Annotated in this window: 18 protein-coding genes and 1 pseudogene; 7 read left to right on the top strand and 12 right to left on the bottom strand. The window is 74.1% G+C overall.

All coding sequences use genetic code 11. From position 1 onward, the window contains the following. Positions 1-85: 85 nt before the first annotated feature. The 5 genes and pseudogenes from serC to AC067N_RS12960 all read right to left on the bottom strand — a co-directional run bounded on the left by serC (position 86) and on the right by AC067N_RS12960 (position 6,131). Positions 86-1,204, bottom strand: a complete 1,119-nt coding sequence (gene serC, locus AC067N_RS12980; protein WP_478678941.1) for a phosphoserine transaminase — start codon at positions 1,202-1,204, stop codon at positions 86-88. A 236-nt stretch (positions 1,205-1,440) separates the two neighbouring features. Beyond that, entirely contained in the window at positions 1,441-2,700 is a 1,260-nt protein-coding gene (locus tag AC067N_RS12975) for a cytochrome P450 (protein WP_478678940.1), read from the bottom strand. Further along, positions 2,681-3,028 (bottom strand): DUF742 domain-containing protein, encoded by a 348-nt coding sequence (locus AC067N_RS12970; RefSeq protein ID WP_478678939.1) that lies wholly within the window; start codon positions 3,026-3,028, stop codon positions 2,681-2,683. The genes AC067N_RS12975 and AC067N_RS12970 overlap by 20 nt, the downstream gene beginning before the upstream one ends. A 143-nt stretch (positions 3,029-3,171) precedes the next feature. Then, a pseudogene (locus AC067N_RS12965) lies at positions 3,172-3,573 on the bottom strand (roadblock/LC7 domain-containing protein); the annotation flags it as partial. Continuing rightward, positions 3,570-6,131 (bottom strand): sensor histidine kinase, encoded by a 2,562-nt coding sequence (locus AC067N_RS12960; RefSeq protein WP_478678938.1) that lies wholly within the window; start codon positions 6,129-6,131, stop codon positions 3,570-3,572. The pseudogene AC067N_RS12965 and the gene AC067N_RS12960, both read right to left, overlap by 4 nt. A gap of 465 nt (positions 6,132-6,596) precedes the next feature. On the opposite strand from AC067N_RS12960, the gene AC067N_RS12955 reads away from it, so the two are divergent. After that, positions 6,597-9,578, top strand: coding sequence for an FAD-binding and (Fe-S)-binding domain-containing protein (locus AC067N_RS12955; protein WP_478679128.1), 2,982 nt, complete (start codon positions 6,597-6,599; stop codon positions 9,576-9,578). Between the two features lie 48 nt (positions 9,579-9,626). Here AC067N_RS12955 and AC067N_RS12950 read toward each other — a convergent pair whose 3' ends face one another. Together AC067N_RS12950 and AC067N_RS12945 are read right to left on the bottom strand one after the other, a co-directional pair. Then, entirely contained in the window at positions 9,627-10,355 is a 729-nt protein-coding gene (locus AC067N_RS12950) for an ABC transporter ATP-binding protein (RefSeq protein WP_478678937.1), read from the bottom strand. Further along, the gene (locus AC067N_RS12945) at positions 10,352-11,440 is read right to left on the bottom strand and encodes an ABC transporter permease (RefSeq protein WP_478678936.1); all 1,089 of its coding nucleotides are present in this window, start codon (positions 11,438-11,440) and stop codon (positions 10,352-10,354) included. The genes AC067N_RS12950 and AC067N_RS12945 overlap by 4 nt, the downstream gene beginning before the upstream one ends. Before the next feature lie 173 nt (positions 11,441-11,613). Between AC067N_RS12945 and AC067N_RS12940 the strand changes: the two genes are divergently transcribed. Both AC067N_RS12940 and AC067N_RS12935 read left to right on the top strand, forming a co-directional pair. Beyond that, the gene (locus AC067N_RS12940) at positions 11,614-12,852 is read left to right on the top strand and encodes a sensor histidine kinase (RefSeq protein ID WP_478678935.1); all 1,239 of its coding nucleotides are present in this window, start codon (positions 11,614-11,616) and stop codon (positions 12,850-12,852) included. Next, entirely contained in the window at positions 12,849-13,487 is a 639-nt protein-coding gene (locus AC067N_RS12935; protein WP_478678934.1) for a response regulator, read from the top strand. Before AC067N_RS12940 ends, AC067N_RS12935 begins: the two co-directional genes overlap by 4 nt. A gap of 61 nt (positions 13,488-13,548) precedes the next feature. On the opposite strand, the gene AC067N_RS12930 is transcribed toward AC067N_RS12935, so the two are convergent. The 5 genes from AC067N_RS12930 to AC067N_RS12910 all read right to left on the bottom strand — a co-directional run bounded on the left by AC067N_RS12930 (position 13,549) and on the right by AC067N_RS12910 (position 18,523). Beyond that, positions 13,549-13,908: a DUF952 domain-containing protein gene (locus tag AC067N_RS12930; RefSeq protein ID WP_478678933.1), complete on the bottom strand. Its 360-nt coding sequence runs from the start codon at positions 13,906-13,908 to the stop codon at positions 13,549-13,551. Positions 13,909-14,000: 92 nt separating this feature from the next. Further along, positions 14,001-14,849 carry an alpha/beta fold hydrolase gene (locus AC067N_RS12925; protein ID WP_478679127.1) on the bottom strand — a complete coding sequence of 283 codons (849 nt, stop codon included), beginning with the start codon at positions 14,847-14,849 and terminating at the stop codon, positions 14,001-14,003. A gap of 103 nt (positions 14,850-14,952) precedes the next feature. Then, a complete protein-coding gene (locus tag AC067N_RS12920; protein ID WP_478678932.1) occupies positions 14,953-16,677 on the bottom strand; it encodes an acyl-CoA dehydrogenase family protein in 1,725 nt (574 codons plus the stop codon). 143 nt (positions 16,678-16,820) lie between these two features. Further along, complete coding sequence (locus tag AC067N_RS12915) at positions 16,821-17,378, bottom strand: PadR family transcriptional regulator (RefSeq protein WP_478678931.1); 558 nt, start codon at positions 17,376-17,378, stop codon at positions 16,821-16,823. A gap of 152 nt (positions 17,379-17,530) precedes the next feature. Continuing rightward, a complete protein-coding gene (locus AC067N_RS12910) occupies positions 17,531-18,523 on the bottom strand; it encodes an EamA family transporter (protein WP_478678930.1) in 993 nt (330 codons plus the stop codon). A 203-nt stretch (positions 18,524-18,726) separates the two neighbouring features. Here AC067N_RS12910 and AC067N_RS12905 point away from each other — a divergent pair, with 203 nt between their 5' ends. The 4 genes from AC067N_RS12905 to AC067N_RS12890 all read left to right on the top strand — a co-directional run bounded on the left by AC067N_RS12905 (position 18,727) and on the right by AC067N_RS12890 (position 24,749). Next, positions 18,727-19,521 carry a TIGR03084 family metal-binding protein gene (locus AC067N_RS12905; protein ID WP_478678929.1) on the top strand — a complete coding sequence of 265 codons (795 nt, stop codon included), beginning with the start codon at positions 18,727-18,729 and terminating at the stop codon, positions 19,519-19,521. Next, complete coding sequence (locus AC067N_RS12900; RefSeq protein WP_478678928.1) at positions 19,518-21,197, top strand: acyclic terpene utilization AtuA family protein; 1,680 nt, start codon at positions 19,518-19,520, stop codon at positions 21,195-21,197. Before AC067N_RS12905 ends, AC067N_RS12900 begins: the two co-directional genes overlap by 4 nt. A 91-nt stretch (positions 21,198-21,288) precedes the next feature. Beyond that, on the top strand, positions 21,289-22,887 hold the full coding sequence (locus AC067N_RS12895) for an acyl-CoA carboxylase subunit beta (protein WP_478678927.1): 1,599 nt from the start codon (positions 21,289-21,291) through the stop codon (positions 22,885-22,887). An 8-nt stretch (positions 22,888-22,895) separates the two neighbouring features. Further along, on the top strand, positions 22,896-24,749 hold the full coding sequence (locus AC067N_RS12890) for an acetyl/propionyl/methylcrotonyl-CoA carboxylase subunit alpha (protein ID WP_478678926.1): 1,854 nt from the start codon (positions 22,896-22,898) through the stop codon (positions 24,747-24,749).

The raw sequence follows: 24,749 nt of genomic DNA, 5'->3' as shown, positions 1-24,749 counted from the left end.
ACACCGGGCGCCCTTCGGCGCGTCGTACGGGACTACGGAACCCCGACGGGAGTCCCGGAAGCACTCATGGCCTCCGGGCGACCGGTCAGAGCTTCTCGATCACGTAGTCGACGCACTTCGTCAGCGCCTCGACGTCCGCCGGGTCGATCGCCGGGAACATCGCGACGCGCAGCTGGTTGCGGCCGAGCTTGCGGTAGGGCTCGGTGTCGACGACGCCGTTGGCGCGCAGGGCCTTGGCGACGGCCGCGGCGTCGATCTCGTCGGCGAAGTCGATCGTGCCGATGACCTGGGAGCGCTTGGCCGGGTCCGAGACGAACGGCGTCGCGTACTTGGACTCCTCCGCCCAGCCGTACAGACGGGTCGAGGAGTCCTTCGTGCGGGCCGTGGACCAGGCGAGACCGCCCTGGCCGTTGATCCACTCCAGCTGCTGGTTCAGCAGGAAGAGCGTGGCGAGCGCGGGGGTGTTGTACGTCTGGTTCTTGCGGGAGTTGTCGATCGCCGTGGGCAGCGAGAAGAACTCCGGGACGTGCCGTCCGCTCGCGTGGATCCGCTCGGCGCGCTCGATCGCGGCCGGGGAGAACACACCGATCCACAGGCCGCCGTCGGAGGCGAAGGACTTCTGCGGGGCGAAGTAGTAGACGTCCGTCTCGGTGATGTCCACGGGCAGGCCGCCCGCGCCGGACGTGGCGTCCACCAGGACGAGGGCGCCCTCGTCGGCACCGGCCACCCGCTTGATCGGGGCGGCGACACCGGTGGAGGTCTCGTTGTGGGTGAAGGCGTAGACGTCGACACCCGCCTCGGCGACCGGCTCCGGGTGCGTACCGGGGTCGGAGGAGACGACGGTCGGCTCGGCCAGCCACGGCGCCAGCTTCGCGGCCTTGGCGAACTTCGAGCTGAACTCACCGAAGGTCAGGTGCTGGCTCTTGTTCTCGATCAGGCCGTGCGTCGCGATGTCCCAGAACGCGGTGGAGCCGCCGTTGCCGAGGATCACCTCGTAGCCCTCGGGCAGGGAGAACAGCTCGCTGATGCCCTCACGCACCTGGCCGACCAGGTTCTTCACCGGGGCCTGGCGGTGGGAGGTGCCGAGCAGGGAGGTGCCGGTCGCGGCCAGCGCGTCCAGCGCCTCCGTCCGCACCTTGGAGGGGCCAGCGCCGAAACGTCCGTCGGCGGGCTTGATGTCAGCGGGGATCTGGATATCAGCCACGGGTGCGAGCCTATCGGCTCCGCGAAACTCGGGCGAAACGTCGTCCGTCGGGTGAGACGGGGCCCGTGCCGGGGCCGACGTACCGGGCCGGGCCGCCCGTACAGGCCCGGAAGCGGCGCACGTCCGGTCCCGGGCCGGGCCGCCCGTACAGGCCCGGAAGCGGCGCACGCCCGCGACCGGCACCCCGTTCACCGGCCCGGGCGCCGCGATCCCGCCACCCGACGGCGCGGCACGGGTCAGCGGTCGCCGACCGCGGGCGACGGCGAGAACCGCACCGGCAGCTCCACCAGCCCCCGCAGCCAGGGCGAGGGCCGCCGGACGAGGCTCTCCTCCGGTACGGCCAGGTCGAGGTCGGGCAGCCGGTCCAGGACGACCTCGATGCCCGTCCGCGCGATGACCTCGGCGATCTCCTGCGCCGGGAACGGGCAGCGGTGCTCGCCGTGCCCGAAGGCGAAGTGGGCGTTGTTGCCGCCGGTGAGGGCGGAGCCGGGGGTGCGGACGCGGGGGTCGGAGTTGGCGCCCTGGAGGCCCAGGAGGACGAGGTCGCCGGCGTGCAGGGCACGGCCGCCGAGCCGGGTGTCGCGGGTGGTCCAGCGGCCGGCCGCGTTCTGGACGGGGGCGTCCTCCCACAGCACCTCGTTCATGGCCTCCGCCACGCTGCTGCGGCCCCCGAACAGGGAGGCGGCGAACCGCTCGTCGGTCAGCATCAGCCGCAGGGAGTTGCCGATCCAGTCGGTGGTCGGCTGATGGCCGGCGGCCAGCATGACCATCACGTCGTGCGTGGCCTCCTCGACCGAGAAGCCGTACGCGGGGGCCTTCGCCAGCAGACGGGACACCACGTCGTCCGCCGGACACCGCTGCCGCTCCGCGACCAGCCGCGTCATCGCCGCCGTCACCTCCGCCTCGGCGGCCTGGGCCCGCCCCTGGCCGTCGAGGAGGTCGGTCAACGCCGTGACCAGGTCCGGCCCCTGCTCCTCCGGGAAGCCGAAGAGATACGCCAGCACCCGGACCGGCAGCAGCGCCGCGTACCGCGCCACGAGGTCGGCCCTGCCCGCCCCGCACACCGCGTCGAGCAGCTCGTCCGCGAACCCTTCGGCGTGGCCCCGCAGCGCGAACGGGTCGACCGCCTCCAGCGCCTCGCCGAGCAGCGCCGCACGCCGCCGGTGCCGTTCGCCGACCGAGCCGAGGATCGACGGCTGCTCCCGGCTGATCACGGGCAGCAGCGGCCAGTCGGCGGGGATGTCCGGCCACTGGTTCCACAACCCGGGGTCCCTGCTGAACAGTTCCGGGTCGCTCGTCACCTGGTGCAGCTCGCGATAGCCCAGCACCAGCCACGCCGGTACGTCCCCGTCGAGCAGCACGGGAACGACCTCGCCGTGCTCGCGCCGCAGCTCGCGGTAGAGGGCGGCGGGGGCACCGCGGAAGCGGGCGCCGGGTACGGGCACGGGTACGGGTGCCCGGCCGTCGCCGCCGTTCTCAGAGGTTGCGAAGTCCAACTAGTACCTGCTCCAGGATGTCCAGATCGATCAGCGTGGCCTTGTGCGGGTGCCGGGCACTGACCCGGCCCGCGGCGAGCAGGTCGGACAGCAGCACCTTCGTGATGCTCACCGGCAGCGCCAGCCCGGCGGCGATCTCCACGACCGCAGTGGGCCGTTCCGTCAGCCGGAGGATCGCCACGTGCTCCGACTGCATCCCCGGCACCGGCTGCGACTCGGCCGTGACCAGGGTGACCAGGTCGAAAGGGGTGCCGGACGCGGACCGGCTGCGTCCCCCGGTGAGGGTGTACAGCCGGTCGGGCAGGTCGTCCCTGCCGGGCCGACTCATGACGTACGGGGCGCCAGAGCCGTAGCCGAAGCAGCCGAGACGGCCGCCGTCGTCGCGGTGGAAGCGGTTGCCGTGGGGGCCGAGACCGATGCCGTGGCCGATGCCGTGGCCGATGCCGTGGAGGCCGGCGCGGTCTGCCGGAGGCGCGGCCGGGCGCTCAGGTGCTCGCCCAACTGCTCCACCAGTTCGCTCATGTTGTGTCCGACGAGCCCCGCGTCGGCCTCCTCGTCCGTGACGACGGCCAGATGCGCGCCCTCGCCTGCCTCCACGATGAACAGGACCCCGCCGTGGAACTCCGCCATCGCCGACCGCACGCCGCCGCTGCCGTCGCCGAACTCCACGGAGGCCCCGTGGGACAGCGACTGCATGCCGGCGGCGATCGCGGCGAGCTGGTCGGCCCGGTCCACCGACAGCTCCGGTGTACGGCACAGCTTCAGCCCGTCACGCGAGAGCACGAGCGCGTGCCGGGCGCCCGGAGTGCGTTCCAGTAAACCCTCCATGAGCCAGGTGAGCCTGTCGTCGGCGGTGGTGCCGGTGCCGGTCATGGGGTGGGGTCGCCTTCCAGGTCGGGATGCGGATACGGATGCGGGTCGGGACGTGGCCGGGGGTCCGGCGCCGGGTGGGGGGCGGGGCCGGGTCCGCCGGATGCCGGGTCAGCGGCCGGGTACGAGGGCGGGCGGGTCGACGGCGCCGGGGACGAAGGGGAGTGGGCCGAGGGGGCGTCGGCGGAGGGGGCGTCGGCGGCGGCCGGTTCGGGGCGGGTGTCCCGCACGGACTCCCACGCGAGCTCCCGCAACGCCTCGAACTCCCACCGCGTGTCCCGCGCCGAGGCGGGTTCCGGTGCGGGCTCGGGCCGCGACGACGTCTCAGGCACGGGCTCGGGCTCCCAGGCGGTCTCCCGTACCGGCTCGGGCTCCCACGCCGTGTCCCGTACCGGCTCGGGCTCCCACGCCGTGTCCCGGACCGGCTCGGGACTCCGCAGCGGGATCCGCGCGATCCCGGGCCGCCACGGCGGCGTCTCCCGGACCGGCTCGGGCTCCCGCTTCTCGTCCCGTACCGGTTCGAACTCCCACTGCGTGCCGCGTACGGGCTCGGGCTCCCAGCCGGGGTCCGGTACGGGGGCGGTGGGCTCCCACTCGGGTTCCGGCGCGGGGTACGCCGCCCATGCCGTGCCCTGGGCGGCGCCCCGGACGGGTTCCCGTGCGGGCTCCAGCGCGGGCGGCCCACCGGCGTCCCCCGGCTGCGCCGAGCCGTCCGCCACGGGTTCGCGCACGGCCTCCGCGGGTTCGCCCCCCGGCTCCCTCCGGGGTTCGCCCCCCGGCTGCCGTACGGGCTCCGGAAGGACCTCCCATGCCGGTGCGGGCAGGGCCGCCGGAACGGATTGCGGCCGGACCTCGTCGACGGGTGCCGGCCGGGCCTCCTGGACGGCCTCCCGGATGGGCTCGGTGGCGGCCTCCCGCACGGGGTCCGGGAGGGGCTCGTCCGTGCCGAGCTGTGCGCCGGGGGCGCCCGGTGCCCCCGTGGACGGTTCGTCCCCGGCCGCCGTGCCCTGGACGAAGGCCTGGTCGAGGCCGCTCGTGCCGCGGACGGCGCGGCGGAAGGTGCTGAAGCGGACGGCGCCGGAGCCGGCGTCGTCGGCGGGCCGGGAGTCGCGGGCCGGGCGGGCGTCGGCGGCCTGGGCGCGTGTGCGGGCCTCGGCCTCGGCGAGGGACCGGCCGCGGCGGCGCCGGGGGAGGCCGCCCGGGACCGCCGGCTCCTCCTCGGCGCCGGGGGCGGCGCCGAACGGGGACTCGTGGGTCGGCGTCGGTTCGCCGTCCAGGTCGTGCGGTGCCGGGACGGCGGCGTACGGCGTCGACCGGCCGGCGTACGCGGGCACCTGCTCCCCCGCGGGGGCCGCCGTCTCCGCGGGCGTCCCCGCCGACGGCACCGCACCGGCCAGCGCGTCCTGCGGGATGAGCAGCAGGACGCCCGTGCCGCCGCGGGCGGAGGGGCGGAAGGAGACCTTGAGGCCGTGCTTGCGGGCGAGGCGGCCGACGACGGCGAGGCCGAGGCGGGTGCCGGTCAGGCCGGTGATGTCGGTGTCCTCGCCGGAGACGGCGCGCTCGGCGCGGCGCAGCTGGACGTCGCTCATGACGAGGCCCGAGTCCTCGACGGAGATGATGACGCCGGCCGGGACCTCCTCGACATAGACATGGACCTCGGCGGTGGGCGGTGAGAAGTTCGCCGCGTTGTCGAGGAGTTCGGCGAGCGCGTGCATCACGCCCTCGGCGGCGTGCCCGGCGACGGCCGACTCGCTGGAGGAGTGCAGCCGGACCCGGCGGTAGGCGCCGATCCGGCCCATCGCGCCCCGCAGGATGGACTCCATGGGGATCGGCTTGGCCCAGCGTCGTCCGGATCGGGCGCCGGCGAGGACGGCGACGGAGTCGGCGAGACGGCCCGCCTGGGCGGTGCGGTGGTCGAGGTGCAGCAGGTCGGCGAGGACGTCCTCGTCTGCGTGGCGCTCCTCCATGGCGCGCAGGTCGGCGAGGGTGCCCGTGGCGAGGGCCTGCATCCGGCCGGCCACGCCGGCGGTGACGGCGAGGGCGGCGGTGCGCTCGGCCTCGGCCTGCCGGGCGCGGTCCAGCAGACGCGACCTCTCCTCCTCGGCCTCGGTCTCCAGCCGGGTGCGCTCGTCCGCGAACCTGCCGCGCTCCTGGTCGAGTTCGGCGGTGAGCCGGGTCCGCTCGCGGGCGTAGTCGGCGGCGATCCGGGCGCGGTCCTGGAGGAACTCCTCGGTGAGCCGGGCCCGTTCCTGCCCGAACTCGGCTGTCATCCGGGCCCGTTCCTGGAGGAGCATCCCGGTGTCTCGGGACACGGCGTCGAGGCGGTGCCGCAGCGACCGGGCCGACTGCCGGGCGTGGACGGCGACCGCGACGGCGAGCGTGAGCAGCAGGGCGGCGGCGCCCGCGCCACCCGCCAGGGGGAGCCGTACCGACTCGGGTGCCAGCGCGACCGAACCGCCGGCCGCGGCGGCGGCGAACACGGCGGTGACCAGGGGCAGGGGCAGGACTGAGCGGAGCGCGGGGCGGTCGCCCGGGGGGCGTGGGGGGCTGGGCGCGGTCATGGTCTGCTGTCCTCGGTCGGTTCTGGACTCGGTAACTCAGTCGGTTCCTGGCCTCGGTAACACGGTCGGTTCCTGCGCGAGAAGCGACACCTGGTGCTCAATTGGGCGTCACTATATGGGAGTTCGTGACCGTGGTCGGGCGGTTTCCGGTTAGCTCCCCAGAATCCGGCCACCGTCCGGAGGCCGCTCCGTCGTCACCATGTGGTCACTGTCGGTGGTCGGATGCATGCTGGAGGGATGGAAGGTCCAGGGGAGACGCGAGCGGAAGCGCGGTCCGGGGCGGCGGCCGGAGCGCCCGCGGCCGGGGCACGGCCGACGGCGGAGCAGCGCGCGTCGGAGCGCGCCTCGGAGTCGCGCTCGCCGGAGTCGCGCTCGCCGGTGTCGCGCGCGGCGGCCGGGTTGCGGGCGGCGCTGACGGCGGCCGTGCGCGGCGAGGTCGCTTTCGACGCGACCGCGCGGGCACTGATGACCATGGACGCGTCCAACTACCGGCGCGTGCCGCTCGGTGTGGTCGCGCCACGGGACGCGGACGACGTGGCGGCCGTCCTGTCGGTGTGCCGGGAGCACGGCGTGCCGGTGGTGGCGCGCGGCGGCGGCACGTCGATCGCCGGTCAGGCCACGGGCACGGGCGTCGTCCTGGACTTCACCCGCCATATGAACCGCCTGGTCTCCCTGGACCCCGAGGCACGCACCGCCGTGGTCCAGCCGGGCCTCGTCCTGGACCGCCTCCAGGAGGCCGCCGCCCCGCACGGCCTCCGCTTCGGCCCCGACCCCTCCACCCACGGCCGCTGCACCCTCGGCGGCATGATCGGCAACAACTCCTGCGGCTCCCACTCGGTGGCCTGGGGCACCACCGCCGACAGCGTCCGCGACCTGTCGGTGCTCGACGGGAGGGGCGGCGCCCGTCGGCTCGGACAGGGCTGGTCGGGTGCCCCGGACGGTCTCCGGGCGCTGGTGGAGCGCGAGTTGGCGCTGCTGCGCACCGGCTTCCCCGACCTCCCGCGCCGTATCTCCGGGTACGCCCTCGACGCCCTGCTCCCCGAGCAGCGCGCGAACACCGCTCGCGCCTTCTGCGGCTCCGAGGGCACCCTCGGCGTCCTCACGGAGGCGGTCGTACGACTCGTCGAGGCGCCCCGTGCACGCGCCCTCGCCGTCCTGGCGTACGCCGACGAGAGCGCGGCGGCCGAGGCGGCCCCCGCGCTGCTGCCGCACGGCCCGCTGACCGTGGAGGGCATGGCGGCGGACCTCGTACCGCCGGGCACGCCCGGGCTGCCGGCGGGCGGGGCGTGGCTGTTCGTCGAGACGGGCGGGGACACGGCCGCCGAGGCGCGGGCGCACGCCGCCGCGATCGTGCGCGCGGCGGACGCGGCCGACGCGCTGGTGGTCACCGACCCCGCCGCGCAGCGCGCCCTGTGGCGTGTCCGCGAGGACGCCAGCGGTACGGCGACCCGGATGCCCGACGGCAGCGAGGCATGGCCGGGCTGGGAGGACTGCGCGGTCCCGCCCGCCCGGCTCGGCGCGTACCTCCGGGACTTCCGCGGCCTCCTCCGCGCCCACGCCCTGCGCGGCACGCCCTACGGCCACTTCGGCGACGGCTGCATCCACGTCCGCATCGACTTCGACCTCCTGACCGGCCCCGGCATCGCCCGCTTCCGCCGCTTCTCGGAGGACCTGGCCGAACTGGTCGTCGCCCACGGCGGCTCGCTCTCCGGGGAACACGGCGACGGCCAGGCGCGGGCCGAACTGCTCCCGAGGATGTACGGCCCCGAGATGATCGCGCTGTTCGAGCGCGCCAAGGCCCTCTGGGACCCCGACGACCTCCTCAACCCCGGCATGCTCGTCCGCCCGGCCCCCCTGGACACCAACCTGCGCTTCGCCCCGCTGCCCCGCGAACCGGTGCCGGTCGTGTTCGGATACCCGGAGGACGGCGGTGACTTCACGGCGGCCGTACGGCGCTGCGTGGGCGTCGCCAAATGCCGTACGACGGAGGTGGGTCAGGGCTCCGGCGCGGTCATGTGCCCTTCCTTCCGCGCGACCGGTGAGGAGGAGCACTCCACCCGCGGCCGGGCCCGCCTCCTGCACGAGATGCTGGCCGGCGAGGTGGTCACCGGCGGCTGGCGCTCGCCCGAGGTGCGGGACGCGCTGGACCTCTGCCTCTCCTGCAAGGGCTGCCGTTCGGACTGCCCCGTCGGCGTCGACATGGCCACGTACAAGGCGGAGTTCCTCCACCACCACTACGCGGGCCGCCGCCGCCCGGCCGCCCACTACACCATGGGCCGGCTACCGGTGTGGCTCGGCCTGATCGCCCGCACCCGCACGGCCCGCCTCGTCAACGCCCTGTCCGGGGTGGGCCCTTTGGCTGCCCTGGCGAAACGGGTGGGCGGGATCGCGGGGGAGCGGGAGCTGCCGAGGCCGGCGACGGTGCCGTTCTCCCGGTGGTACCGGGGGTGGGCCAGGGGGCGGGGCGGCGCGGACGGCAGTGGGGGCGGCGACGGCCGGTGCGCGCCGCCGACCACGGTGTTGCTGTGGACCGACACGTTCACGGAGTACCTCTCCCCGTCCGTGGGGCAGGCCGCGCTCCGGGTGCTGGAGGCGGCCGGACTCCGGGTGATCGTGCCGCCGACGCCCAGGACGAGGCGGAAACCGCCCTGGCTGAAACGGACGGAGGCGGGCGAGGAGGCCGCCCTCACCCGGTCCGCCCTCACCCGGTCCGCCCTCACCCGGCGGAGTCCGGCCCGGACCCTGTTCACGATGCGCCGGGGCAGGCTCTGCTGCGGCCTGACGTACATCTCGACGGGCCAGCTCGACCAGGCCCGCGCGGTGCTGCGCCGCACCCTGGACCTGCTGGACCCCTTCCTCGTGCCCGCCTCCGGAGGGCTGCCGGACCCGCCCCTCGTCGTCCTCGAACCGAGCTGCGCGGCGACGCTCCGCTCTGACCTGCCCGAACTCCTCCCCGACGACCCCCGGGCCGCCAGGGTGGCCGCCTCCGTCGTCACGTTCGCCGAGGCCCTGGAGCGGTACGCCCCCGGTTGGACCCCGCCCGTCCTCGACCGCCCGGTGGTCGGCCAGACCCACTGCCACCAGCACGCGGTACTGGGCGACGCCCCCGACCGCCGCCTCCGCGCCGCCGCCGGTCTCACCGGCGACCTCAGCGGCGGCTGCTGCGGACTCGCCGGCAACTTCGGCTTCGAGCGGGGCCACTACGACGTGTCCGTCGCCTGCGCCGAGGAGCAGCTCCTCCCGGCGGTGAGGGGGGCGGCCGACGACGCGGTGGTCCTGGCGGACGGGTTCTCCTGCCGGACACAGCTCGCCCAACTGGCGGGGAGGCGGGGGTCGCATCTGGCGGAGGCCCTGGCGGAAGCACTGACCCGGAACCCGGAACCCGCAGCGGCCCACGACAGCCCAGGAGGGCGCGGAGAAGGGCACGGCGGAGGCGCTGAGCACTGAGCAGGCGCCGCGGCCCTGCCGAGTCCCGCGAGGGCGCGGACGCGCAGCTCACGGTGCGGTCGGGGCGCCGCCGGTACGCGCGGGTGGTGCCGAGTCACGGGTGCGGGCCGGAAGGCGCAGGCGCCCGTCGTGGACTTCGGCGATCCGGTCGACGGCGGTCAGGTGGGTGCGGTCGTGGGTGACCAGGACGGTGGCGGTGGCCTGCTGTCGGGTGAGGCGGGCGATGAGGTCGACGACGGCGGCGCCGCGTTCGTGGTCGAGGGCGCTGGTGGGTTCGTCGACCAGGAGGACCGTGGGGTCGTTCATCAGGGCGCGGGCGATGTTGACGCGCTGGCGCTGGCCGCCGGAGAGCTGGTGGGGGCGACGGTCGGCCTGGTCGGCCAGGCCGACGGCGTCGAGGAACTCCATCGCCCGGTTCCGGGCGGTGCGCGGTCTGCGGCCGTCGATCCGGGCCATGACCTGGAGTTGTTCTGCGGCGGTGAGGGAGGGCACCAGGTTGGGCTGCTGGAAGACGATGCCGATCGTGTGGCGGCGCAGTGCGGTGAGTTCTCCGCGGGTCATGCCGGTGGTGGCGGTGCCGTCGACGGTGACGGTGCCGGCGTCGGGCGTGACGAGGGTGGCGGCGACGGCCAGCAGGCTGGACTTGCCGGAGCCGGAGGGGCCGACGACGGCGGTCAGGCTGCCTCCGGGAACCTCCAGGCTGACCTGGTCGAGGGCGGTCAGGCGGGTGTCACCGTCGGGGTAGGTGAGGGTGATGTCGGTCAGGCGCAGGCTCATCGGGCGCTCCCCAGGGCGGTCAGCGGGTCGACGGAGGTGATGCGGCGGATGGAGAGGGCCGCCCCGAGGGCACCGAGCAGGATCATCACGGCCGCCGGGAGCAGGAGGGTGGACGGAGTGAGCAGGAACGGCACGGCGGAGCCGGAGATCAGGGCGCCCAGGGCGGCGGCGATGCCGGTGCCGAGCAGGGTGCCGCCGGCCAGCAGGACGACGGCCTGGCCGAGGGCGTCCCGGAGAAGGCAGGCGGTGGAGGCGCCCAGGGCCTTCAGCACGGCGACGTCGCCGCCGCGCTGGATGGTCCAGACGGTGAAGAAGGCCCCGACGACGAGGGCGGAGATGGCGAACAGGAAGCCGCGCATCAGCTGCAGGGAGCCGTTCTCGGAGGTGTAGGAGCCGATCGCGGACAGCGAGTCCTCGAGGGACACCGTCCTGGTGCCGGCCCGGAGGTCGGTGGCCCGCACATCGGTCCCGGAGGTGGTGTTCAGGGCGATGACGGTGGCCCTCGGGCCCCGGCCGCCGCCGGTGGGCGGGGCGGTCCGCTGCCATACGTCCAGGCTGGTCCACACGACGGGGGTGTGGCTGAAGGAGGCGTCGCCCTCGACGGCGGCCACCTTGAGCTGCTGTCCCGCCAGGGTGAGTGAGTCGCCGGCCCGCACGCCGAGGTCGTCGGCGGCCGGGGTGGACAGCACCACCGCGCTGTCGCTGATCTTGTCGCCGTCGGGGGCGAGGGGGGAGCCGGGCTCGACGCCGAAGGCCGAGACGGCGGTGTTCCTGTCCCCGGCGGTGGCGCCGGCCGTGCTGATCCCCAGGGGTTCGGCGCTCTCGACGCCGGGCGCGCCGGACCACCGCTGCCACTGCTGCCGGGTGACGGTGGAGTGGGAGTACGACAGGTCCTGACCGCCTCCGGGGGCCTGGAAGGCGATCTTGTCGGCGGGCAGTCCCGTGATCGCGGAGATGTTCTGCCGGCCCAGTCCGGCCGTCAGCCCGGACAGCAGTCCGACCAGCAGGGTGATCAGCACGATCACGGTCCCCATCAGGGCGAAGCGCCCCTTGGCGAACTTCAGGTCTCTCCAGGCGACGAACACGGCCGGGGCCCGTCCTTTCCGACGGCGGAAGCGGTACGACCCCACCGTGGCGGACGGCTCCCCGGGTGCGCGTCCGGCGTGCGACGGCACCTCGCGGGCCGAAGGACGGCGCGGGAGTTGTACCTTTCGATGGAGGCCCCGGGGGTGCCCGCCTCCGTACCCTGGGACGCACTGTGAACGCCGCCGCCCCCGCCCTGACCCCGACCCCCCGCGCCCTGGCCTGGTGCCTGCACCTGCTGGTCATCGGCCTGCTCGCGCTGGCCGCCGGCCGGGCCGTGACCGGCGGCCGGCCCCACGCCGGGTTGATCGTCGCGGCGGCAGCGGCGTGCGGTGCGGTGTACGCGGTCGGGCCCGTGCTGCCGGGCGTGCGCCGCTCGCGGCGGGCCGCCGCGCTGTGGCTGGCCGCCGTGGGCGCCTGCTGGCTGGTGCTGCTGGCCCTGACCCCCGACGCCGTGTGGGTGGCCTTCCCGCTGTACTTCCTCCAGCTGCACCTGCTGCCCCGCCGCGCCGGACGGGCGGCGGTGACCGCCACCGCGGCGGCGGCCGTCGCGGGCTTCGCCGCCCACCAGCACTCCTTCAGCCCGGCCATGGCCATCGGTCCGGCGCTCGGCGCCGCCGTGGCCGTCGCGGTGGTGTGGGGGTACCAGGCGCTGTACCGGGAGAGCGAACACCGCCGCCGCCTGATCGAGGAACTCACGGCCACCCGCGCCGACCTGGCCGCCGCCCAGCACACCGCCGGTGTCCTGGCCGAACGCGACCGCCTGGCCCGCGAGATCCACGACACCCTCGCCCAGGGCCTGTCCAGCATCCAACTGCTGCTGCGCGCCGCCGAACGGGCCCTGCCCCACGCGCCGCAGAACGCCGCCCGCCACGTCGAGCAGGCACGCCAGGCCGCCGTCGACAACCTCGCCGAGGCCCGCCGCTTCGTCGCCGCTCTCACCCCGCCCACACTGGAAGGCACCACCCTGGCCGGTGCCCTGGAACGGCTGTGCGCCACCATCTCCGCCCGGCACCGGCTCACCGCACGCCTCCACCTCACCGGCGCCCCCGCCCCCCTGGCGACCGCGCACGAGGTCGCCCTGCTGCGCATCGCCCAGTCCGCCCTGGCGAACACCGTCCACCACGCCGAGGCCACCACCGCCGACGTCACCCTCGGCTACCAGGGTGACCACGTCGCCCTCGACGTCGTCGACGACGGACGCGGCTTCGACCCCGCCGGCCTGCCCGCTCCCGACCCCGAGGCCGGCGGGTTCGGGCTGGCCGCCATGCGGGCCCGCGCCCACGCCCTCGGCGGCACCCTCACCGTCGTGTCCGCTCCCGGCCACGGCACCGCCCTGACCGCCCGGCTGCCCCTGACTCCGCCGCCCGAGAACGAGCCCGAGAACGAGCCCGAGACCGAGGTCCGCCCATGACCGACGACACCCCCATCCGCCTGCTCCTGGCCGACGACCACCCCGTCGTACGGGCCGGACTGCGCGCCGTGCTGGAAACCGAGCCCGGCGTCGTCGTCATGGCCGAGGCCGCCACCGCCGAGGACGCCGTCACCCGCGCCGCCGAGGGCGACATCGACGTCGTCCTGATGGACCTGCAGTTCGGCGGGGGCATGGGCGGGGCCGAGGCCACCGCCCGGATCACCGCCCGGCCGGGAGCCCCCCGCGTGCTGATCGTCACCACCTACGACTCCGACGCGGACACCCTGCCCGCCATCGAGGCCGGCGCCACCGGCTACCTCCTCAAGGACGCCCCTCCCGAGGACCTGGCCGCCGCCGTACGCACCGCGGCCGCCGGACGCACCACACTGGCGCCCACGGTCGCCCACCGGCTGATGAACCGGCTGCGCACCCCCGGCACCACCCTGACCCGGCGCGAGACCGAGGTCCTCGCCCTGGTCGCCGAGGGGCTGTCCAACCAGGCCGTCGGCGCCCGGCTCCATCTGACCGAGGGCACCGTCAAGTCCCACCTGGCCCGCATCTACGCCAAGCTCGACGTCGACTCACGCACCGCCGCCGTCGCCACCGCCACCGGCCTCGGCCTCATCCGCCGCTGACCGGGCGCCCGGCGTCCCCAGGGGTGAGGAGCTCGCAGGGCGACTCGGTCCCGGCGCCGCCCTACACGTCCCTGAGGCCCGTCGCCCACCCCTCCGCGTCCCACACGACTTCCTGGACGCCCACCACGGCGTCCCGGTTGAGCGGCCCGAACACATGGGGGAACAGGACATCGTCGCCGACACCCGGCGGCGGGGCGGGCGCCGCGGCCTCGAACTCCACGCGGGCGTCGAGCCGTTCCTCGTCGAGCATGAGCACGTGCAACGGCTTGGGCGAGTCCCGGTAGAACGCGTTGACGACGGCCAGGGTCGTCGCCTCGTCGGGCGAACAGTGCACGAACCCCTCCTCGGCGAGCGAGTCGGGAGCGTAGGGCTGATCGGGCCGGGCGTTCCAGGCTTCGAGTGACACGACGTGGTGGATCATCGCCCGGTTATACAACAGGCGGCACGGTCGGCCCCGTCCATCGCCTCAGTGGTTCCACTCGGATACATGGTCCGCACCACGTAGAGGAACGCTCAAGCGTCGCGCCCCGCCCCCGTCTCCCCGACGAAGTCCCTGATCGCCTCGGCGAGCCGTGCCGGCTGGTCCTCCGGTACGAGTGTGGAGGAGTCCTCGATCTCGATCAGCCGGCCCTTCGGGTAGAGCTCGGCCAGCCGGGGGCCGTGCTCGCGCGGCATCAGGCGGTCCTCCGTGGCCCACACGACCAGGACGGGACGGTCGAAGTGCCGCAGTTCCTCGCTCCACTCCAGCAGGACGGCCCGCCCGGGCGCCGATGTGGCGAACCTGGCGAAGTCCCGGCGGATGGCTTTGCTGCGGGTCGCGGGGCCGAACCACTCGGCGATGATCTCGTCCGGGATGCCGCGCAGGCTCATCCCGCCGTACCCGTTGCGGTTGTCGCGGAACGCGGGGACCCGCATCAGCCGGGTGAGCAGCCAGACCCCGCCGGGCACCTTGCACACCTTGGCCACGGCCTTGGCCGGTCCCGGCGGGAAGTTGTCGAACGCCTCGCACGCCACCAGCACCAGCCGCCCGACCCTGTGGCCCTGTTCCTCCGTCACCAGGAACTGGCCGCCACCCCAGTCGTTGAGGACCAGGGTCACGTCTTCCAGTCCCAGCCGCTCCACGAACTCGCCCAGCAGCCGCGCGACGCCCCGGTGGGACAGGTCCGCGTCCGGTCTCATCGGCCGCCGGTGACCACCGAGCGGAAGAGTGGGCAGCACACAGCGGTACCCGTCCAGCAGCGGTACGACCTTGCGCCACTGCGTCCCGTTCATCGGCAGCCCGTGGCCGAACACCAGCACCGGCCCGCCCCCGCCGGTGTCCTGGTAGTCGATCGTCCCGGCCGACAACTCGACCTCCGGCACAACGGCACCCCCGTCCGACGGCTCGTCCCCACGCACCGCGGAGTACGGGGTGGTGGCCACCGTACTCCGCGGGTGTGCGCCAAGGCATCAGGGCATCAGGGCATCAGGGCATCATCTCGTACGCCCCCGAAAGCGCCTCCACGCGCTGCCAGACCCGCTCCGAACGCGCCGCGTCGACGACCGGGCGCCGGACCGCGCCGAGCGCCCAGAGCTGCTGCTGCTCGGTCGCGGAGTCCTTGCCGTGCAGTTCCACGGCATGGGTGGAGAAGTCCCGCACGAGGACGGCGAACAGCTCGTCGAGCACGTCCTCGTCGAGGTCCGACAGGGCTGCCTGCTCCAGGACCAGCTGCCCGTGGACGACGAGCGCGAAGAGCTGCCCGACGGCGAGGAGCAGGTCGAGGTCCCGGCTCTGCTTCTCGTCGGGCGCGGCCTTGAGTACGAACTCGCAGAGCGCGTCCGCCTGTTCGCGGAACCGGGCGACGTTGGGCAGGTGGGCGTACGTGTCGAAGGCCGGCCGCCAGTCGTGGAAGCGCACCGAGCCGAGACCGCGGGCCGGCCCCTGGCGGAAGAGGAAGGTGTCGTCGGCCGCGTCGAGGCGGGTCGGGACGGGCTCGTACGCGACCGGGTCGAGGAGGTGGTTGCGCATGAACTTGAGGATCAGTGCCAGGTTGACGTGGACGGTGCCCTCCAGCTTCGGCAGGCCGCGGATCTCGACGGCGGCCTGGGCGAAGTAGTTGTCCTTTTCGAAGCCCTTGGCGGCGATGACGTCCCACATCAGGTCGATGACCTTCTCGCCCTCGGTGGTCACCTTCATCTTCGTCATCGGGTTGAAGAGGAGGTAGCGGCGGTCGTCCGGGCCTGCGGTGCGGAAGTAGTCGACGGCGCGGTCGCTGAACAGCTTCATCCCGACGAGCCGGACGTAGGCGTCGGTCAACTCCCGCCGCACGTGCGGGAAGGCGGTGACGGGGCGGCCGTACAGAATGCGGTTCTGCGCGTGGGTGACGGCCTCGTACATCGCGTGCTCGCAGATGCCGATCGAGGCGGTGCACAGGTTGAACTTGCCCACGTTGACGGTGTTGAGGGCGGCGTCGAAGGCGGCGCGGCCGGTGTGCAGGACGTCGTCCGGCGCCACGGGGTAGTCCTCGAGGCGGAACTCGCTGACGAACTTCGACGAGTCGACGACGTTCTTCACCAGGTGGTACGCCGGGTGACGGCTGTCCGCGGCGAAGAAGACGTAGCCGTCGGGGCCCTCGACGTCGGTGCGGCGGCCGAAGACCGAGACGAGCCCGGCGGCGTTGCCGTTGCCGATGTAGTACTTGGAGCCGGTGGCCCGGAAACCACCCCTGCCGTCGGGCTCCAGGAGCATGTCGGTGGAGTAGATGTCGGCACCGTGCGCCTTCTCGGACAGGCCGAAGGCGAACACCTCGCCCTGCGAGAGCAGTTCGGCGGCGCGGGCACGGGCGGCGGCGTTGTCGCTCTGCCAGACCGGACCGAGTCCGAGGATGGTGACCTGCCAGGCGTACCAGTAGTCGAGGCCGTAGAAGCCGAGTATCTCGTTGAGGGCGGCGATGCGGGCGGTGTCCCAGCGCTTGTCGCCCTCGCCCTCCGCGGCGACGGAGGCGGGCGTGAGGAACGTCGCGAAGAGCCCTTCCTCGGCGGCGAAGGCGAGGAAGTCACCGAGCCAGGCACGGGTCCGGTAGTCCTCGATCAGCCGGCGCTTGCCCCGCTGCTCGAACCAGTCGACGGTGGCGCGCAGCAGTCTGCGGGTCTCCGGGTCGAAGTGCGCGGGGTCGTAGGTCCGCGGGTTGAAGAGCAGCGCGTCGGCCATGAGTGCCGCCTTTCGGCTGAGAGGTGAGGGTGGGTACGGACGCATGTCCCGGGTCATGTCCTGGGGCCATCTCCTCGGGTCATGTCCTGGGGCCATGTCGGGAGGCGTGACCGGGGGTTACGTCCTGGGGCCGGCTCGGCCGGTCAGTGACCGGGGGAGAAGCCCGCGAGTGTGGCGAGGACGTCGTCGAGCCAGGCGATCATCATGCGCTCGTACGCGATGCCGCCGCGCAGCACGACGTGCTGGAGTTCCCGTTCGGCATCGAGCGGGCCGTCCGCCGGAGGGTCCCCGAAGTCGCGGGCCGCGCCCGCGAGATAGTGCTCCAGGCGGTCCGTGTGCGCCTGCCGGTGTCGCTCCACCTCACGGATCAGGGCGGCCGGGTCGTCGAACGCGGCGCCGCGGATCTTCACCGCGAGGTCGTGCCGGACGCTGTCGGGCTCGGTCGGTTCGTGGAGCCACACGGAGAGCGCGTCCCGTCCGGGCCCCGCGACGGAGTACTCCTTCTTGTCCGGACGCCCGTACTGCGGGACCTCCCGGACGTCGACCCAGCCGTCGCTCTCCATCCGCTTGAGTACGCGGTAGATCTGCTGGTGGGTGGCGGTCCAGAAGTACCCGATGGACCGTTCGAACCGCCGGGCCAGCTCATAGCCGGAGCCCGGCTTCTCCAGCAGGGAGACGAGAATCGCGTGCTCGAGCGCCATGGACACGATCCTGCTATGCACCTCGTTGCATAGCAACGCCGTGGCGTTGAGACACCGCTCACCCCCGCGCTGTTCGCGTTTCCCGTCAGGTTCTGCTGTTCAGTCTCCGAGCTCCAAGACGCACTGCGTGTCCGGACGGCCCGCGGCAGCGCTCACCGCGTAGGCCGCGACTTCCCCCGCCCCACCTGCGTCCGTACCGCCCCCATGCTCGCGCCGATCACCAGCGCGATCGCGAGGGACTCGGGCGCGGACAGCGCCTGGTCGAGGACGAGGAAGCCGGCGGCCGCCGCGAGCGCGGGCTCCAGGCTCATGAGGACGGCGAAGGTGGAGGAGGGCAGCCGGCGCAGCGCGAGGAGTTCGAGGGTGTAGGGGAGGACGGAGGACAGTACGGCGACGGCGGCGCCCAGGGCCAGGGTCGTCGGGTCGAGGAGCCGGGTGCCGGACTCCACCACGCCGAGCGGCAGGAACAGCACCGCGGCGACCACCATGGCCAGCGCCAGCCCGTCGGCCTGCGGGAACCGCCGCCCCGTACGGGCACTGAAGACGATGTACGCCGCCCACATCGCCCCGGCGGACAGGGCGAACGCCACGCCGACCGGGTCGAGGTCGCCGAAGCCGCCGCCCCCGCCGCCGAGCAGGAACACCCCGCACAGGGCGAGCCCGGCCCACACGAGGTTCACCGCACGGCGGGACGCGATGACGGACAGCGCCAGCGGGCCCAGTACCTCCAGCGTGACGGCCGGGCCGAGGGGGATGCGGGCGAGGGACTGGTAGAAGAGGCCGTTCATCGCGGCCATGGTGACGCCGAAGGCCACGACGGTGCCCCAGTCGGCGCGCGAGTGCCCGCGCAGCCGGGGGCGGCACACCACGAGCAGCACGAGCGCGGCCACCGCCAGCCGCAGCGTCACCACCCCGAGTGCCCCGGCGCGGGGCATCAGCGTCACCGCCAGCGCCCCGCCGAACTGCACCGACACGCCACCGGCCAGCACCAGCCCGACGGGCCCGAGCGAACCGAGCCCGCGACGGCTCGCCGAGGGCGCGGCCGGGCCTCCGACCCCGGGCGGGGCCTGCGGCGCCGTCGCCGTGGCGGGAGCGGACGCGGAGGAGGTCGCAGATCCGGGCCGGTCAGCGCTGGGGAGTGTCACGGGAGCCGTCCAGGGAGCGGAGAGGGAGGATGAGCTGCGTTCAGTATGAATGACTGCGCGGTCCAGGCTAATGGACCAAGACAGGGGTGTAAATCATTTTTGGGGCTTACTTATCGTCGGTTCCCTCGGTCCGCGACCGCAACCCGGGACCAAAAATGCAAGCATGCTTGCTTGTTTATGGGGGGCCTGTCATCCTCCCCTCCATGGCCGACCCGACGCCCGTCATCGACGACCTACGCGCCGAGAGCGATGAACTCGACTCCCTCGTCGCCGAGTTGCCCGCGGAACGGTGGGCGCTCGCGACCCCCGCGCCGCGCTGGACGATCGCCCACCAGATCGCCCACCTCACCTGGACCGACCGTGCCGCGGTGCTCGCCGTCACCGACCAGGAGGCATTCGCCCACGAGGTGGAGAACGCGCTGACCCAGCCCGGCGACTTCGTGGACAACGGGGCCGAGGAGGGCGCGGGCAAACCGCCGCACCAGCTGCTCGCGGACTGGCGGGCCGGGCGCGAAGCCCTGGAGGGCGCGCTGCGCGCCGCCCCCGACGGCGCGCGGTACCCGTGGTTCGGGCCGCCCATGGCGACCGCCTCCATGGCGAGCGCGCGGCTGATGGAGACCTGGGCCCACGGCCAGGACGTCGCCGACGCGCTGGGCGTGACCCGTGCCCCCACCGACCGGCTCCGCCATGTCGCCCGGCTCGGCGTCCGCACCCGAGACTTCTCCTTCGGGGTGCACTCACTGACCCCGCCCTTCGAGGAGTTCCGCGTCGAACTCACCGCCCCCTCCGGCGCGTTGTGGGCCTATGGCCCCGAGGACGCCACCGAGCGGGTCACCGGCCCCGCCCTCGACTTCTGCCTCCTCGTCACGCAGCGCGCCCACCGCGCCGACCTCGCGCTGCGCGCCGAGGGCGCCGACGCCGACCGCTGGCTGGACATCGCCCAGGCCTTCGCGGGCCTGCCGGGGCGAGGGCGAGCACCGGGGGAGGTGGCGCGATGACCGTCCTGCGCATCGGCAACGCCTCCGGGTTCTACGGCGACCGCTTCGACGCCCTGCGCGAGATGCTCACCGGCGGCGACCTCGACGTCCTCACCGGCGACTACCTCGCCGAGCTGACCATGCTCATCCTCGGCCGCGACCGGCTGAAGGACCCGACCGCCGGGTACGCCCGGACGTTCCTGCGCCAACTGGAGGAGTGCCTGGGCCTCGCCCACGAGCGCGGCGTCCGCATCGTCACCAACGCCGGTGGCCTCAACCCCGCCGGACTCGCCGACGCCGTACGGGCGTTGGCCGACCGGCTCGGCATCCCCGTCCGGGTCGCGCACGTCGAGGGCGACGACCTCACCGCCCGGCACCCCGGCAGCCTCGCCGCCCACGCCTACCTCGGCGGTTTCGGCATCGCGGCCTGTCTGCGGGAGGGCGCCGACATCGTCGTCACCGGCCGGGTCACCGACGCCGCGCTGGTCACCGGGCCCGCCGCCGCCCACTTCGGCTGGGGGCCCACGGAGTACGACCGCCTCGCGGGCGCCGTCGTCGCCGGGCACGTGCTGGAGTGCGGGACCCAGGCCACCGGCGGCAACTACGCCTTCTTCGCCGACGGCGACATCCGCCGCCCCGGCTTCCCGCTCGCCGAACTCCACGAGGACGGCAGCAGCGTCATCACCAAGCACCCCGGCACCGGCGGCTTCGTCGACACCGGCACCGTCACCGCCCAGCTGCTGTACGAGACGGCCGGCGCCCGCTACGCCGGACCCGATGTCACCGCCCGCCTCGACACCGTGGGGCTCACCCAGGACGGCCCCGACCGGGTCCGCATCCAGGGCGTACGCGGCGAGGCCCCGCCCCCCACCCTCAAGGTCGGCCTCAACCGGCTCGGCGGCTTCCGCAACGAGGTCGCCTTCGTCCTGACCGGCCTCGACATCGAGGCGAAGGCCGCCGTCGTGAAGGCCCAGATGACGGATGCTCTCGCCAAGTCGCCTCCGGAAGAGGTGCGTTGGGAGCTGGCGCGGACCGACCACCCCGACGCCCCCACCGAGGAGACCGCCAGCGCACTGCTCCGGCTCGTCGTACGGGACCCCGACCCCGAGGCCGTCGGCCGCGCCCTCAGCGGTGCCGCCATCGAACTGGCCCTCGCCAGCTATCCCGGCTTCCATGTGCTGCAACCGCCCGGAAAGGGCGCCCCCTACGGGGTCTTCGACGCCGGGTACGTCGACCAGGGGGCGGTGGAGCACACCGCCGTCCTGCACGACGGCCGCCGGGTCCCCGTACCCCCGCCGCACGACACCCTCGTACCGCACCCCGTAGAGGAACCGCCCCTGCCCGAGCCCCTCCCCGCCGGGCTCCCGACCCGTCGCGCGCCCCTCGGGCTGGTCGCCGGGGCCCGCAGCGGCGACAAGGGCGGCAACGCCAACATCGGACTGTGGGCCCGCGGCGACGACGCCTGGCGTTGGCTCGCCCACACCCTCACCACCGACCGGCTGCGCGCGCTCCTCCCGGAGACCGCCGACCTGCCCGTCACCCGCCACCCGCTGCCCGGGCTGCGCGCCCTGAACTTCGTCGTCGAGGGCATCCTCGGCGCGGGCGTCGCCTCCCAGCACCGGTTCGACCCGCAGGCCAAGGCCCTCGGCGAATGGCTTCGCTCCCGCCACCTGGACATCCCGGAGGTACTCCTGTGACCGCCCGCCGCCCCGCCCCGCCGGAGCCCGCCGCCCCGCCGGAGCCCGCCGCCCCGCCGGAGGTCCGCCCCGCCCCGCCGGAGGCGCACCGGTGACCGTCCTCGCCTCCGCCGTCGACCCGAGCGCCTCCGACCACACCGCGAACCGCGAGGCCATGCTCGCCAAGCTCGCCGAACTCGACGCCGAGCACGCCAAGGCCCTCGCGGGCGGCGGCGAGAAGTACGTCGCCCGGCACCGGGGGCGGGGCAAGCTCCTCGCCCGCGAACGCATCGAGCTGCTCCTCGACCCGGACACGCCCTTCCTGGAACTGTCCCCGCTGGCCGCCTGGGGCAGCGACTACGCGGTGGGCGCCTCCCTCGTCACCGGCATCGGCGTCGTCGAGGGCGTGGAGTGCCTGATCACCGCCAACGACCCGACCGTACGCGGCGGCGCCTCCAACCCCTGGTCCCTGAAGAAGGCCCTGCGCGCCAACGACATCGCCCTCGCCAACCGGCTGCCCTGCATCAGCCTCGTCGAGTCCGGCGGCGCCGACCTGCCCTCCCAGAAGGAGATCTTCATCCCGGGCGGCGCCATCTTCCGCGACCTCACGCGGCTGTCCGCCGCCGGCATCCCCACCATCGCCGTCGTCTTCGGCAACTCCACCGCGGGCGGCGCCTACGTCCCCGGCATGTCCGACCACGTGATCATGGTCAAGGAGCGGGCGAAGGTGTTCCTCGGCGGCCCGCCGCTGGTGAAGATGGCCACCGGCGAGGAGAGCGACGACGAGTCCCTCGGCGGTGCCGAGATGCACGCGCGCGTGTCGGGCCTCGCCGACCAGTTCGCCGTCGACGAGCACGACGCCCTGCGCCAGGCCCGCCGCGTCGTCGCCCGCCTCAACCACCGCAAGGCCCACCCCGACCCCGGACCCGCCGAGCCCCCGAAGTACGACGCGGAGGACCTGCTGGGTATCGTCCCGGCCGACCCGAAGGTGCCCTTCGACCCCCGCGAGGTCATCGCCCGGATCGTCGACGCCTCCGACTTCGACGAGTTCAAGCCGCTCTACGGCCCCAGCCTCACCACCGGCTGGGCCACCCTCCACGGCTATCCCGTCGGGATCCTCGCCAACGCCCAAGGGGTCCTGTTCAGCGCGGAGTCGCAGAAGGCCGCCCAGTTCATCCAGCTCGCCAACCAGCGCGACATCCCGCTGCTGTTCCTCCACAACACCACCGGCTACATGGTCGGCAAGGAGTACGAGCAGGGCGGCATCATCAAACACGGCGCCATGATGATCAACGCGGTCAGCAACTCGAAGGTCCCGCACCTGTCGGTCCTCCTCGGCGCCTCCTACGGCGCCGGCCACTACGGCATGTGCGGCCGCGCCTACGACCCCCGCTTCCTCTTCGCCTGGCCCAGCGCCAAGTCCGCCGTCATGGGCCCGCAGCAGCTCGCCGGCGTCCTGTCGATCGTCGCCCGCCAGTCGGCCGCCGCCAAGGGGCACCCCTACGACGAGGACGCCGACGCCGCGCTGCGCGCCATGGTGGAGCAGCAGATCGAGTCCGAGTCGCTGCCCATGTTCCTGTCCGGGCGGCTGTACGACGACGGCGTCATCGACCCGCGCGACACCCGCACCGTCCTCGGCCTCTGCCTGTCGGCCATCCACACCGCCCCCTACGAGGGCGCGCGCGGCGGCTTCGGCGTCTTCCGGATGTGAGGGACCACGTGATCACTTCAGTGCTCGTCGCCAACCGGGGCGAGATCGCCTGCCGGATCTTCCGCACCTGCCGCGGGATGGGCATCCGCACCGTCGCCGTCCACTCCGACGCCGACGCCACCGCCCTCCACACCCGCGACGCCGACGAGGCCGTACGCCTCCCGGGCGCGGCCCCCGCCGACACCTACCTCCGCGGCGACCTCGTGGTGAAGGCCGCCCTCGCCGCCGGCGCCGACGCCGTCCACCCCGGCTACGGCTTCCTCTCGGAGAACGCCGACTTCGCCCGCGCCGTCCTCGACGCCGGCCTCACCTGGATCGGCCCCCCGCCCGAGGCGATCGAGGCCATGGCGTCGAAGACCCGCGCCAAGCAGCTCATGGGCCTCACCCCCCTCACCGAGGTCACGGAGGCCGACCTCCCGGTCCTGGTGAAGGCCGCCGCGGGCGGCGGTGGCCGCGGCATGCGCGTCGTCCGCCGCCTCGACGACCTCGACGCCGCCCTGGAGGCCGCCCGCGCCGAGGCCACCAGCGCCTTCGGCGACGGCGAGGTGTTCATCGAGCCCTACGTCGAGGACGGCCGCCACGTCGAGGTGCAGATCCTCGCCGACACCCACGGCACCGTCTGGGCCCTCGGCACCCGCGACTGCTCCCTCCAGCGCCGCCACCAGAAGGTCATCGAGGAGGCCCCCGCCCCCGGTCTCCCGGCGCACCTCGAAGCCGAGCTGCGCACCCTCGCCGTACGCGCCGCGCACGCCGTCTCCTACGTCGGCGCCGGAACCGTCGAGTTCCTCGTCGCCGACGGCCGCGCCCACTTCCTGGAGATGAACACCCGCCTCCAGGTGGAACACCCGGTGACGGAGGCGGTGTTCGGCCTTGACCTGGTCGCCGAACAGCTCCGCGTCGCCGAGGGCGCCGCCCTGCCCCCCGAACCCCCGGCCGCGCACGGCCACGCGGTCGAGGCCCGCCTCTACGCCGAGGACCCCGCCACCGGCTGGACCCCCCAGACCGGCGCCCTGCACCGGCTGGCCGTCCCGGACGACGTGCGCCTCGACACCGGCTACACCGACGGCGACGAGATCGGCGTCCACTACGACCCGATGATCGCCAAGGTCGTCGCCCACGCCCCCACCCGCGCCGAGGCCGTCCGCAAGCTGGCCGGCGCCCTGGACCGTGCGACCATCCACGGCCCCACCACCAACCGCGCCCTGCTGGTCCACTCCCTGCGGCACGAGGAGTTCACGACGGCCCGCATGACCACGGCCTTCTACGACCGCCATCTGCCCGACCTCACCGCCCCCGCCCCCGACCCGCACGCCCCCCTGGCCGCCGCCCTCGCCGACGCGCGCGCCCACGGAGATCCCCGCTTCGGCGGCTGGCGCAACCTCCCCTCCCGGCCCCACACCAGGCGCTACGAACTGGCCGGACAGGAGCACGAGGTGACGTACCGTCACATCCGTGGGGGCCTGGACGCCGACGGCGTGACGGTCGTCCGTGCCGACGCCGACCAGGTCGTGCTGGAGGCCGACGGCATCCGCAGGACGTTCCAGGTGACCCGCTACGGCGACACCCGCTACGTCAACTCCACCCAGCTCAAGGCCCTGCCCCGCTTCCCCGACCCCACCACGACCCAGGCCGCCGGTTCCCTCCTGGCCCCCATGCCCGGCACGGTCGTCCGCCTCGCGGAGGGCCTGAGCCAGGGCACCCCCGTGGAGGCCGGCCAGCCCCTCCTCTGGCTGGAGGCAATGAAGATGGAACACCGGATCACCGCCCCGGCCACAGGCACTTTGACCAGCCTGAACGTGGCCGTGGGCGACCAGGTGGAACCGGGCACCCTCCTGGCCGTGGTCGAGGACGACCCCAGCTAG

Source organism: Streptomyces sp. NPDC042364 (assembly GCF_056437585.1).
Note: the sequence above shows the minus strand (reverse complement) of the source record. Positions and strands in the feature narration are given on the sequence as shown.

Bases quoted from the DNA above. Each gene is read 5' to 3' on its own strand.
- AC067N_RS12970 (WP_478678939.1), bottom strand. From the start codon at position 3,028: ATGAGTCGGCCCGGCAGGGACGACCTGCCCGACCGGCTGTACACCCTC.
- AC067N_RS12960 (WP_478678938.1), bottom strand. From the start codon at position 6,131: ATGACCGCGCCCAGCCCCCCACGCCCCCCGGGCGACCGCCCCGCGCTC.
- AC067N_RS12955 (WP_478679128.1), top strand. From the start codon at position 6,597: ATGACCATGGACGCGTCCAACTACCGGCGCGTGCCGCTCGGTGTGGTC.
- AC067N_RS12950 (WP_478678937.1), bottom strand. From the start codon at position 10,355: ATGAGCCTGCGCCTGACCGACATCACCCTCACCTACCCCGACGGTGAC.
- AC067N_RS12935 (WP_478678934.1), top strand. From the start codon at position 12,849: ATGACCGACGACACCCCCATCCGCCTGCTCCTGGCCGACGACCACCCC.
- AC067N_RS12930 (WP_478678933.1), bottom strand. From the start codon at position 13,908: ATGATCCACCACGTCGTGTCACTCGAAGCCTGGAACGCCCGGCCCGAT.
- AC067N_RS12920 (WP_478678932.1), bottom strand. From the start codon at position 16,677: ATGGCCGACGCGCTGCTCTTCAACCCGCGGACCTACGACCCCGCGCAC.
- AC067N_RS12915 (WP_478678931.1), bottom strand. From the start codon at position 17,378: ATGGCGCTCGAGCACGCGATTCTCGTCTCCCTGCTGGAGAAGCCGGGC.
- AC067N_RS12905 (WP_478678929.1), top strand. From the start codon at position 18,727: ATGGCCGACCCGACGCCCGTCATCGACGACCTACGCGCCGAGAGCGAT.
- AC067N_RS12900 (WP_478678928.1), top strand. From the start codon at position 19,518: ATGACCGTCCTGCGCATCGGCAACGCCTCCGGGTTCTACGGCGACCGC.